Source organism: Spirochaetota bacterium (assembly GCA_040756435.1).
In the GTDB taxonomy this organism is placed as follows: domain Bacteria; phylum Spirochaetota; class UBA4802; order UBA4802; family UB4802; genus UBA4802.
The window spans coordinates 1-13,698 of record JBFLZD010000074.1 but is presented as its reverse complement, the minus strand read 5'-3'; the positions used below and the strand labels follow the sequence as shown (position 1 = coordinate 13,698).

Genomic DNA, 13,698 nt, shown 5'->3' with positions numbered 1-13,698 from the left:
TGATGGTATTCCTTAAATACTGGTATTGTTGGTTTTCGTTGTTTTTTCATGCGACAATTTTATGTCGCATTAATTGCTTGTAAATTAATTTTTTTAAAAAAAAGAGGTGTCTTTTGGGACACCCCCTATTTTATATTTTATTCAATTTTCCACATTCAGGAATAATTAGTGATTTTTTTTAAAAATACTTAGCTAACATTACCTCTAATTCTTCTAACGTAAACGGCTTACACAATCCACCGTTAAAGCCATAATTCTGTGGGTTTGCAAGCACAGGATCAGCATGATAACCACTCATGACAAATGCCAGAATATCTTTATCCATCTTTCTAATCTCTTCTATAGCTTCTTTGCCACCCAACCCGCCTTTAACAGTCATATCAAATATTAATGCATTGAAAGGTGCCCCTGACTCCTTTTCTTTGATATACAAATCTATTGCATCCCTGCCATCATCCACAACTACAGCATTAAAACCTAAATGCTCCAGAAATCTTACCATAATATCGCGCATCATTGGTTCATCATCCATCACCAGAACTCTGCCACCCTTTAATACTTTCCTTTCTTCAACCTTCTGTTGTTCTTCTGGTTCTTTTTTTGTTGCAGGAATATAAATATAAAAGGTTGTACCTTTACCAGGTTCTGATTCAACTTCAATGGTACCCTGATGGCGAGCAATAATTGAATAGCTTGTAGCAAGACCTAATCCCTGCCCCAAACTTTTGGTAGTAAAAAAAGGATCAAAAATTTTTGGCAGCACCTCTTTAGGAATACCAACCCCTTGATCGGCGATAATTACCCTGATATAATCACCCTGCAATAATGGATGCTCGCCTTCAGCAAATGATATATTGCCAGCGCATATTGTAATAGTTCCTCCCATTGGCATTGCCTGCACTGAATTGATGACCATATTTTGAATTACCTGCGAAATCTGATTATAATCAAATTCAGCATTATCAAGATTATCATCAATGTGAAACTGCGCATTCACATTAGAGCCACTTATTGCAAACTGTACTGTATCATTTAAAAGCGGGATAATAGATTGAACCTTCTTAACAGGCTGACCGCCTTTGGAAAATGTCAATAACTGTCCTGTTAATCCTTTTGCACGCTGGATTGATTTAAGTGCCTGTGTCAGTAAATCAGATATATTTGGATCTTTCACGTATGCATTAGCAAGCCCAATGTACCCAAACACACCTTCAAGTATATTATTAAAATCATGTGCAATCCCAGCTGCAAGAAGGCCAACGGATTCTAATTTCTGTGCTCTCTGAATTTGTTCAATCAACTGTAATTTTTCAGTCATATCCCTGAATACCAGCACAACACCTATTATAGTACCTGCTTTATCCTTAATAGGTGCAGCACTGTCAGCAATTACACGTTGTGTGCCATCTTTTGCCACTAGTACTGTATGATTTGACAGTTCATATACATGGCCGGTAGATAATACTTTGTTTACCGGATTTTCTAATGGTTTGCCAGATAGTTCATGAACAATGGCAAAAATGTCTGAAAGGTGCTTACCTTCAGCTTCTGACTGAGAATATCCTGTAAGCTTTTGTGCTGCTTCGTTAATGATTACAACCCTTCCATCAATATCCGTGGCAATGACACCATCACCAATACTTTGCAGAGTAATGCGCAATTTTTCTTTTTCTTCAAACAGATCTGCTTCTGCTTTTTTACGATCCGTTATGTCAAGTATTGAAACAAGACCAGCAGGTCTGCCTCTATATTGTACTGTTGCACTGGTAACATAAACCCATTTCACCTGCCCATTTTTACTGATAATCCTGAATTCATAACTATCTAATCCCTGGCTGCCTTGCTGGCGCTGTTTTGCTTTATTAATAAGCATTTCTTTATCTTCAGGATGTACAAGAAACCAGAAATTCAAATGAGCTACTTCCTCAAACATATAGCCTGAAATTTGCTCAGCAGCTTTATTCACATATACAAATTTATCATCCTGATACATCATAATAGCCATAGGACTTGAATCTGCAAGCGTCCTGAACTTTGCTTCGCTTTCAGCCAGATCATGTGCTACCTGCATGCGTTCATATGACTTCCATGAAGCATCCATTAACAATGTTAATTGCAACACATCCATTTCAGTATAATCTGTTTCTTTGTTTGCTACACCTACTGTAGCAACTATTTCCTTATTCTTGAACACTGGAATGCTTAAAAACCTGTTAATATCCACATGACCTTCAGGATATCCTTTTTTAAGCGGATTATCATCTTTATAATTATTTATTATTATGGGCCGTGCTTTTCGCACCGTTTCAGCCCATATCCCTGCTGTATCTAAATAATACACCTCAGGTTTTTCAATCATCGTGCATTCATGCATTACTTCTTTTGACCAGGCATTGAGTATAAATTTTTTTTCATTAGCATCATAATTTAATATAAATCCAATTTTACTACCGGTAAGCTGCAAAGCTTTTTCCAGCACATACTCAAAAAGTTTATGAGCATCTTTGGCATCATATTGCAATATTGATATTGCCGCTTCCAATCGTTCCTTATTTTTTACTAGCATTTCTTCGGCAATCCTTCGCTGAGTTAAATCATGAGCAACGATCATAATTGATATAATCCTGCCATCTTTGACAATAGGTGTTGACGTAACCTGTACTGGAATCAACGTGCCAAATTTATTAATAAACTCGGTTTCATATTGCTCAACACCCAGTTGACCTGCTAAGCGTTTTGCATGACGTTCATAGATTGATCGCCGGTACTTGCGGGGCACAAACATCAATATGCTATTGCCAATTATTTCTTCCTGCGTATATCCTGAAATATTTATAACAGCCTGATTTACATATTGTATATTGCCATCCATATCGTGCAGCGCAATCAAATCCTGAGTGGATTCGGCTAAATTACGATATCGTTCTTCGCTTTCCCTTAATTTTTGTTGTGCTTGTTTTGATGAAGTTATGTCCTCATATGTACCCAGCACACCAATAACTTCACCATTTTGATTACGCAGAGGTACTTTGCTTGTTCGCAACCATATAGTTTCCCCTTCAGGTGTTGTTTGCGGTTCTTCATAACCTATCTTTGGGGTACCTGTTTCTATTACTTCTTTATCATCTTTTCGATATAATTCTGCTTGCTGTCTCCAACCCATTTCATAATCCGTTTTGCCAATAAGTTGCGCCGGATCACTGAATCCAGCATCCACAGCAAATTGTCTATTACATCCTAAATACCGCAATTCTCTATCTTTCCAGAACACTCGCACCGGTATAGTATCAAGGACATGGTCAATAAATTCTTTTGATTGGCGCAATTCCAGTTCGGCTTCTTTTAACTTTGTAATATCAGTATGGATACCATACATCATAAGGGGCTTGCCATTATCATTCCATCTCACTACTTTGCCTTTATCAAGAATCCATATCCAATTGCCATTTTTGTGTTTCATTCTAATTTCGCATTCATAATAAGGCAACTTCCCCATAAAATGTTGTTCCAAAACATAATAGGCTTTTTTCAAATCATCAGGATGAGTCAATGCTTCCCAGGTTTTTAATGATAGTGGCGATAGTTCCTGTAAAGTATACCCTAACATAGTTGCCCAGTTATCATTAAGCACTAGCTCTCCCGTATCTACGTTCCATTCCCATGTACCAATATTTACAGCCTCAATAATAGTATTTAATTTTTTACTATAATCAGCCAATTTTTCTTCTGATTTTTTTCTTTCTGTTATATCCCTTACAACTGCAATAACCCTGTCCTCACCTCCAATCTCTGCTTTCTTTAAACTAATTTCTGTCCAGAAAAGTTCACCATTTTTCTTTTTTGCAAGCCATTCAAATGTCTGAGAACCTATTTCCATTGTTTTTTGAATTTTATGCATTGCTTCTTCTTCAGTATATGGCGGAAGATTTGCACTTAAATCACTCACATTGCCGTTTAAAACTTCCTCTTTGGAGTTAAATCCATATAATGTTAGCATCGCCTGGTTAATATCTTTTACATCTTTTATAGTTCCCAAATGAGGATCATGGATAAAAATAGCTTCATTTGTTGAATTGAATATTTCTCTAAACTTTTGCTCACTTTCTTTGAGTGCCAGTTCATTCAATTTCTGCTCTGTTATATCACGGATTGTTTCGATAGCTCCTATAATATTACCATCCTTATCATAAAGAGGAGCGGCTTTACCCCACAGGTAAACTTTCCTACCACGGAAATTGTCTATAGTAGTTTCTGCAATCAGCACATCCTTTTCTTTTTTAACATAGGTATATTTTTTTGCTATTTCGCTATCATAATGCAAAGCTAAATCTATTAAAATTGGCCTGCGCACCCCATACAATGGCAATGCATATTCATAATTTCCTTTACCAATCAAATCAATTGCCCTGACACCTAATAATTCTTCCATTGCTTTATTGCAGGCTATCACAATGCCATTTTTATTTATTACCAGAGTTGGATCTGGAGTATAGGCAATAATATCTTCCAATTGTTTTTGTTTATCTACTATTTCAGCTTCGGCTTTTTTTCTTTCAGTGATATCAGTATATAGAGCAAATGATCCAATGTAATTGCCATTATCATCAAAGATTGTCTTGGCAGCTACTATCGCCCATAATTGGCTGCCATCTTTCTTTTTCCGTCTTCCTTCATATACCTCATCAATGCCCTGTGCTCTCTTCTTTAACCTTTCTTTAAGCTCCGGTATATCTTCCTCAAACATAAAATCCCAGATTGGCCTTCCTAACATTTCTTCCTGGGTATATCCCAGCATATCTGCCATTGCTTTATTGACATAGGTAGTAACATTATTTTCAATTTTCCATATACCTTCTTTTGCGGTTTCCACCAGCATTCGGTACTGTTCTTCACTTCTGCGGAGCATATTTTCAGCTTTTTTACGTTGGGTTATATCACGAACTATTGCCTGAATATATTGTTTCCCACCTAATTCAAATGCATTCAGGCTCACTTCAGCATCAAAAGGGGTGCGGTCATATCTACAATGCTGCCATTCAAAAAATTGTGGGTTGCCCTGCAGTGCTGCATTTATCTTTTCCAGCGCTTTTTCCTTTGATTTTCTCCCATCAGGCTGAAATTCCGGGGAAAATTGATAGGGTGGTGTGCCTATAATCTGCTCCTGTGTGCAGCCAAACATTTCCAGCGTTTTGTAATTACAATCAATAAATATTTCTTTATCCATTATAAAGATTGCATCATTTGCTGAATTAAACAAGGTACGGTATTTTGACTCACTTTCCTTTAATTCTTTCTCTGCCTGAATACGTCCGGTAATATCCCTGATAATACTTATAAATGCCTGAGGTTTGCCTTCACTATCAGGAAGTACTGATGAATGGACTTCAACGGTTAATTTTTGGCCACTCTTGTTTCTGATTGTATAAATATTGCCTACAGCATACCCTGTTTTAAGAGTATTACGCATATTTGCAATTGCTTTATGCTTATCCTCATCGTCCAGTAAATCCAGAATATTGGTAACGTCAGACATCAATTCACCGGTTGTACCAACGCCATACATTTCCCTGGCAGCATGATTTGCAGCAAATATATTCCCTTCAAAATCATAAATCACAATGACATCGGGTGAAGTATCAAATAATGCCCGGTACCACTGTTCACTTTTCTTTAATCGGTTCTCTATTTCTTTCCGGTGTGTAATATCCCGTACTATTGCCAGCAAAAAAACTTCTTTACTAATGACCAGCTTATTTAAACTTACTTCAGTATAAAAAGGTGTGCCATCTAATTTTATATGTTGCCATTCAAACTGTTGCGGGAAACCTCTTTTTGCTTTTTGGATATATTGCATTGCCAATGGTTTTGACTTTTTTCCATCTGGCTGTACCCTGGGATGAAACTGATGTGCTGATTTGCCAATAATATCTTTACGTGAACAGTTAAACATACGAAGTGTCGCAGAATTACAATCAATACATATATCATCTTTCATAATAAACACAGCATCAGTAGTTGACTCAAAGATAGCCCTAAATTTTTCCTCATTTTCTTTTAAAATCTTTTCCATTAATTTTAGTGTGGTAATATCTTCATGAATACCAACAAGTCCTATTATTTTTCCATTTTTATCCTTAATGGCATTAGCTCGTAAAATAACATCTATAACGTTTTTATTTTTATCATACATTTTTACCTGACCATTCCATGAACCACCAGCCATAATTGTTTTAAACACTTCTTCCCCAACTTTATGATCAACATATAACGTCCTGGGCGGATTACTGCCAATATCACCAAATAGATCACTAAATGCTTTATTCTGATAATAGTGTTTCCCCTCAGGTGTTGACATGCCTACGGCGTAGGAAGAATTTTCAACCAGATTTTTGAAAATAGCTAACTGATCTTCAATTGTTTTCTTTTTGGTAATATCCCTGGATATGACCAGTATCCCTACTGGCTTATTTTTGGCATCGCGAATAAACGAAACCTGAGTTTCCAGCCATATTGTTGTTCCATCTTTTTTGTAAAGTTCCAGTTCCAGGATTCTGCTTCTTTTGAGGTCTACTTTTTTACTTTTTTCTTCTTTTAATTCTTCCTTATATACCTCAAGTGCCTTTTGTAATGAATTGGGTGTTAAAATTTGTTCAAGCTTTTGTTTTTTTACTTCAGCCAGAGGGTAACCTCGTAAGGTAACAAAAGCCGGATTTACATATACAATATTAAAATTCATATCAAATATAGTGATAGCATCAGCACTAAAATTAGCTATGATACTCAATATATCCTTATCCTGTAACAGCGATAATGGATCTGTATTATTAGTATTCCTGGAAGGTGGGATTTTTTTGCTGGGGCTTTTTTTTACTTTTTTTTTGCCATTCATTATATGACCTCATGTATCAGTCAGTTGCCTTTCCACTTATAACAATAATCGATAACGTTGGAAAATACAACTAAAATTTATTGATATAAAATTACACTGCAATGTATACTATTTTTTTAAAGGTACTAAAATTGGAAATCAGGTTTACATCATTGGTGAAAGTAAAGCACAACCGGGAAAGAAGGATGTGGAGAGTTTTGATACTATGATCAAACGTTTACAAAATGTGCTTAGTGGTGAAATTATTCCCTTTATAGTTTGTTATAGCTGTTTACCTGATGTGGAAGAATATATTAAAAATGAATGTATTCATAGACACATTCATAAAAGTTTTAAATGTTACAAATATAAAATAAAGTCATTAATTATTCCTAAATGTGGATATTTAAACAAAATATAAAATAGTGTACACTATATTCATTATGAAATTTTTTAAGTAATTATTACTGAAAAAGAGCCATAATTAATTTACAGTATATCGTCTTCTTCACTTTGCAAATACTGTAAAATCTTTCTTCGGATTGAGTCAGGAAGCCTTATACCAATTGTTTTTAATCTATTTTCATATTTTTTGAACGAACGAACATGCTGTGATGTGGTAACAAAAATCTTAAAATATGAGCGTATGCTGCCTTCAACCTCTTTTCTAAATTCTATGTCCTGATTAAGCATATCTTCCAGTGGTGCAATAACACGATAATTTATGGGCCTGCAGATTGAGCGATATGCTACAAACCGCTGCAAAGTTTCGGATTCGTAGTTTTTTTCTTTAATATTTTTTTCAACTTCGTTCAAATCAATACAATCAAGCACTTCAAATTTATATTCATCCTGCAATGCATTTCGTATCATTTCTGCTGCATCCTTACAGCAACTACACGATAGAGGATTATCAGGACATTGCAAACCACACCGCAAATACAGTACCATATCAATATCAGAACTTGGCTGTGATAATCCAACATTTACCGATCCAAGTACATCCATTGCAATGTCTTCAATCACCGGTTCAATACGCTTAACTATCTCCTCCATTTTTTCTACACGTAATTCTGATTCCTCAGTCTGGAACATTCGGAAAAAATTTTTTATTTCTTTAAATAATTCAATTTCAGGAATATGTGAATACTGCTGAATATTCATATCCACATTCATTAATTTCTTCTTTGCAGTATACCTCCCTTCATCAATGACCGTTTCTATCCACTCACCGTTTTGTTTTCTGTACTCTGCTAAATCATATACGCGCTCGTTATACAATTTTCTATACAGTATGTGTTCTACAGTTTTCCCATTAAGTTCTATCTGGTAGAAAAAACCACCTTCTAACACATCATGGTGCACAGTAGTAATATCCCCAAAGGGCGAGGGATTTAAATACAGTGTATGTTCAACCTCTTTCATGCCCCATGAACCGTGAATGTGGCCAGTTAAACACAAAATAACAGGATTATTATCGCAATAGGTTCTAAGTGCCGGTGAACCTGTTGGACCAACAGGTGGCAGCCAGTCAAGCACTCCGTGGGCAGGCTGATGTGTCACTATGATTGTTGGACGAACTGCTTTAAAAAAATTGTACATCTCGTTTTTTCTATCATCAATACCAATACCAGCTTTATAGGGAACAACATATTTTTGCGGAATCCCTGCTGTGAACACATCAGCACCACCATAACCGGCAATGATCTGATCATCTACCTGATGCCAGTGCAGGTGCAGGTCCCTGTCATGTAGTGATGTGTATTTTAAATCCATATCATAATTGCCAGGCAGTGCAAAAATATATGCCTGAGGTTTGAAGCTAAAAATATTTGCTAAAACCTTATACTTTTGCTGCATCACTCTGCGAGCACGGATGGTATACTGCTGATATTTTGCACCCAATTCTGCTGTCTCTTCGGTGATATGCGGCATCTCCATAAGCTCATCAACAAAATCTTCCACGGTGACATCATCACGGCCCATCTGCTTACGCATATTGTCAAAATACATCTGCAACTCATGGTAGCGAATTGCACTATCCATATTGTAAAACGGGATGTCTATCAAATCACCCGAGATAACATACACATCAGCTATTGTTTCATACAAGAGCTCTCGTACACGTTCAAACGCGCCGTGGACATCGGTGCAATAGATTATGCGCATCAGCGTTTCCTTTTATTTACAAAAAGCTTATTGCCAGTTACTATCGCACATAACACAAGTATAAAAGCCCATGCCACATACAGGATACCATCACCACACATACGATACACTGTGCTTGTATTCATACTCAAATCCATATCCCCCACACAGTATGTTTTTTGCATCAGCGGCACTGAAGTAGTAATACGCCCATACGGATCAATAAGTGCGGTAAAACCTGAATTGCCCGCGCTGACAAACCATATGCCATTTTCAATTGCCCTGAAAACGGAAAAATAAAAGTGCTGCATGGGACCAATGGGATTTTCCGTCCACAAGAGGTTAGTGATGTTTACATAAAAGTCAATGCCTGCATTTGCATAATCCCTGCACAACCGGTGAAAAATATTTTCATAGCATATAAGCGGGGCACATCTGAATGAACCAATGGTAAAAATACGCGGGCTATCACCAGGTATAAAGTTTGAACCACCAAATGCATCAATGATGTCATTCACAAACGGGAACAGTTCCCCGTACGGAAACCACTCACCAAATGGTACCAGATGTATCTTGGCATACGTGTCAACAACCTGCCCTGCCGAGTTGATAAGCACCATGCTATTTTGTGGATAATACCGCCTTTTTACCACATCTTCAATAATGCCAATTTCACCCGTTAATAGGGGCACACGGTTTGCTGCAGCAAGTGCCAGCACTTCTTCTTCAAAATGATTTAGATTGCCATTGAAATAGCTATATGAAATATTTTCAAGCGTTGCGGATTCCGACCATACGACAATATCAGGATCATGCTGCATAGCCTGCTGTGTTAAAGTTTTTAGAATATCCAGATAAACATATTTGTTTTTTGTCCAGTTTTCCCATGGTGAAAAACACGACTGCACCATAGCAATACGCAGGTGTGAATTTGCATACTGATGATGCTGCTTCAGTCTGATGAAACCATAAACCGTTGATACCGCTACAACAACACACACAATACTGCACGCAAGTAATGCAGGGCGATAGTTACTGTTGAAAAGCTTTGCCTGTATTAATTGAGCAATACTGATATTGGCAAACACAATAATGCATGTAATACCAAAGATTCCAGTTATCGAGGCTATTTGAATGAAGTTAACAAACGGATATTGCGTATAACCTAAAAAATTCCAGGGGAACGCCATGCTACCAATGGTCTGTACCCAGTCAAATGCAATCCACACTGATGGATATAGTACCATAGTAAGACGTGGAAAAATTCGCGACAGATACTCGGCAAGCAAAATCTTAGTAGCAAAAAAGACCGATATGCATGGAACAATAAGGGCTACGATCACAACCTTGCCATACGGCAAAGCCTGCCCAAAATCACCCATCCAATAGTAAACAGCACCAAATCCCAAAAGGGCTGTAATGAATGATGTTATGTAAACTTCTTTCAGTGGTTTATTGTGTATGTACACAAACAGAGGAACAAGGCACACCCAGGCAAACACTGACAAAAGTGGTGCAATTAAGTTTAAAGGTGTTAAAAACGATACATAGAACAAAGGTACGCTAAGCACATAGTAATGCCCTGAGAGTTTACGAAGCAATTCAATCTTCATTATTCCCTTCCCGCCATCTTTAAAAATTCTTCTTCTGATAGTATGCGCACATTGAGCGTTTGAGCCTTTTCCAGTTTGGATCCAGCTTCGGTGCCTGCAACAACAAAATCAGTTTTTTTACTTACTGAACCTGATGCCTTTCCTCCCAATGATTCAATCAAGCTTTCTGCCTCCTGTCTTGACATGCTTTTTAGCGTTCCTGTAAATACAACCGTTTTACCTTTAAATGGATTTTCAGAAGCTTCTTCCACTACTTCTTCTTTTACAACAACTCCATTGCTCTGCATCTTTTTAATGATCTTCAACGACTCTTCATCATGAAAAAAATCATACACTGACTGTGCAACACCTGGTCCCACTTCAGGTATCCTCATAAGTTCCTGCGGCGATAGTTCCTGTAATTTGTCCAGCGAGCGTACATGGCGGGCAATAACCTTTGCTATATGGTCACCAACATTACGAATACCCAGTGCCCGTAAAAAATGTGACAGGCTCACTACTCTACGCTGATTGATGGAATCTATAATTTTATCTACGATTTTATCGCCCATCCGTTCAACCTGTAAAAGGTCATCACGCGTAAGTACATAGATATCAGCAATCGTTTTTATCTTCTTCTGTTCATACAAACGTTTGAGCAACTCAGGACCAACATATTCAATGTCCATCCCATCCTTTGAAACAAAAAAACACAGCGTTTCATACTCTTTAGCGGGGCACGATGGATTGATACAGCGTATATAAATATCTTCATGCTGAAGTACTGAATTGCAGGCAGGGCATCGCTCAGGAGGTACTATCGCCTTAACATCATGACGTTTATCCTGTAACACTTCAACCACTTTTGGGATAACATCACCAGCCCGTATTACTTTAACCACATCGCCAATCTTTATGTCCAGTCGCTTCACTTCCTGAAAGTTATGAAGCGTAGCACGCTTGACTATCACTCCACCAATATTAATGGGCTCCAAATTTGCAACCGGTGTAATAAGGCCTGTACGCCCAACCTGATAATCAACTGATTTTAGCACCGTAATTGCTTCTCGTGCGGGGAACTTCCATGCAATAGCCCAGCGTGGCGCTTTTGAAGTACTACCCATTGTATCACGCACATCAATGCTGTTTACCTTTACCACAACACCATCAATATCAAAATCAAGTGTGTACCTGTTTTCCATCCAGTGCGTATAAAAGGCTTTGACATCCTGTAGCAAACCAACTGTGTAATAATGCGGTGCAGGTAGTCCCAACTCATGAAACAACTCATACAACTGGCTTTGTGTTTTTACGCCTCCTGCGGGTTCCATTTTCCCAATGCCATACAGTACAATGTCAAGCTCACGTTGCGCTGTTACAGCAGGATCAAGCTGCCTCAGCGACCCCGCTGCCGCATTACGGGGATTGGCAAACTCAGGCTCACCATTTTGTCTGCGCAGCTCATTCAGGCGCTCAAACTCACCATGGCGCATGATAACCTCACCACGAACACTGATATATCCAGGAAAATGTCCTTTTAAGCGTGCAGGCACTTTTTTTATGGTTGCAATATTTTCTGATACATCTTCACCAACTTCACCATCACCCCGTGTTGAACCCTGTACGTATATTCCATTTTCATACACAAGCTCAACAGCAAGCCCATCATATTTCAATTCAGCACAATACACAATATCAAAAGTTCCCAGCAATTTGCCACAACGCTGGTGAAAATCATTTATATCAGCTTCATCCATGGCATTGTTTAAGCTCAGCATTGGCGGATCATGGCGCACTTCATTGAATGATGTCTGAATAACAGCACCAACGGTTTTTGATGGCGAATCTTCACGCACAATATCAGGATATTGCTCCTCAATGGATAAAAGTTCCTTCATTACGTCATCATAGGTGGCATCATCAACCAGAGGTTTATCAAGCGTGTAATAGTAATAGTTATATTTTTTTATCAATGCAACAAGCTCATCATAACGCTTTTTTACTTTTTCCATTTTTAGCACTCCTTTTAAATAAACGCAATTCAGGATGACACCATTGCCAATGTATTTTCTAATTCACTATTTGTACTTATCTTCAATAGAGAAATATCGTTTGCTACGCCTTACGTGATAGTTTACCATAAGACAAAAAAAGTATTGTAAAATAAATCATACGTTTTAAAAGCAAATTATTATTACGATTATGTATTAATCAATGGGGGAAAAGTATGCAACTAAAAAAAAGAAATCAAAACAATAACATTGAAAGACCCATTTCAGCAGTTTAAAGAAGCACAGCGAGTTAATGAAATACGATATTGCCCATTAACAGGTCAGAGTACACGGGTTTTAGGTTTGTCCTTAAAAGAATTTTCTACTGCTGATCGCTCTACAATGATTGAAGAATCACAAAAAACCTGCCCTTTTTGCCCTAGACTTGTAGATGCTCTGACCCCAAAATTTATCCCACCACTACAGGAGCAATACACCTATGGCAATGCCCGATGTTTTCCCAATGCTTTTCCCTATGATGAAAACAATGCAGTGGTAACCATAACAAGCCAGCACTACGTACCCGTTAATGGTTTTACCCATCAGATGTTGCAGGAAGCCTTAGAATGCGCACTGCTCTTTTTGTCCAATATTGACCCTGAAAGGTTCCCATACCAATCAATAAATTGGAATTATATGCCGGTTGCCGGCAGTTCACTTGTTCATCCGCACTTCCAGATCATTGCCTCTTGTACACCATCACGTTATTATGTTGATATACTGTCAAACCTGGAAAAAAATCCCAATCTTTTTATGGATTACCTTAACACTGAAAAAAGCCTGAATGAACGGCTTATAGAAGTTATGGGCGATAGTACCTGGCTAGTAGCGTTTGCTCCAAGGGGTCAGTTTGACATACTTGGCATACTCCATGAATTTACACCATTACCTACATTAACAGGAAAACTTGATTCAGTGATTACATATATACGTAAAACATTGCAGTTTTTCCATCATAAAAAAATTGATAACTTTAATATGGCTTTTTACAGTATTGCAAATAACTCATCATTTCTACCGCATATACGACTATGCCCAC

The 13,698-nt window shown here is 37.7% G+C and carries 5 protein-coding genes; 1 reads left to right on the top strand and 4 read right to left on the bottom strand.

The window, feature by feature from the left end; genetic code table 11:
• Positions 1-178: 178 nt before the first annotated feature.
• From AB1444_14955 to ligA, 4 genes are all read right to left on the bottom strand, one after another.
• Positions 179-6,889: a PAS domain S-box protein gene (locus AB1444_14955; protein MEW6527953.1), complete on the bottom strand. Its 6,711-nt coding sequence runs from the start codon at positions 6,887-6,889 to the stop codon at positions 179-181.
• Positions 6,890-7,357: 468 nt separating this feature from the next.
• On the bottom strand, positions 7,358-9,037 hold the full coding sequence (locus tag AB1444_14950) for a metallophosphoesterase (GenBank protein ID MEW6527952.1): 1,680 nt from the start codon (positions 9,035-9,037) through the stop codon (positions 7,358-7,360).
• Complete coding sequence (lnt, locus tag AB1444_14945) at positions 9,037-10,629, bottom strand: apolipoprotein N-acyltransferase (GenBank protein ID MEW6527951.1); 1,593 nt, start codon at positions 10,627-10,629, stop codon at positions 9,037-9,039. Before lnt ends, AB1444_14950 begins: the two co-directional genes overlap by 1 nt.
• Entirely contained in the window at positions 10,629-12,620 is a 1,992-nt protein-coding gene (gene ligA / locus AB1444_14940) for an NAD-dependent DNA ligase LigA (GenBank protein ID MEW6527950.1), read from the bottom strand. The genes lnt and ligA overlap by 1 nt, the downstream gene beginning before the upstream one ends.
• A gap of 249 nt (positions 12,621-12,869) precedes the next feature.
• Here ligA and AB1444_14935 point away from each other — a divergent pair.
• Positions 12,870-13,698 (top strand): hypothetical protein (locus AB1444_14935; protein ID MEW6527949.1); only part of this gene is annotated, 829 nt, incomplete at its 3' end.

Excerpts from the sequence above, each read along its gene's own strand:
- AB1444_14950 (MEW6527952.1), bottom strand. The coding sequence starts at position 9,037 with ATGCGCATAATCTATTGCACCGATGTCCACGGCGCGTTTGAACGTGTA.
- ligA (MEW6527950.1), bottom strand. The coding sequence starts at position 12,620 with ATGGAAAAAGTAAAAAAGCGTTATGATGAGCTTGTTGCATTGATAAAA.
- AB1444_14955 (MEW6527953.1), bottom strand. The coding sequence starts at position 6,889 with ATGAATGGCAAAAAAAAAGTAAAAAAAAGCCCCAGCAAAAAAATCCCA.
- lnt (MEW6527951.1), bottom strand. The coding sequence starts at position 10,629 with ATGAAGATTGAATTGCTTCGTAAACTCTCAGGGCATTACTATGTGCTT.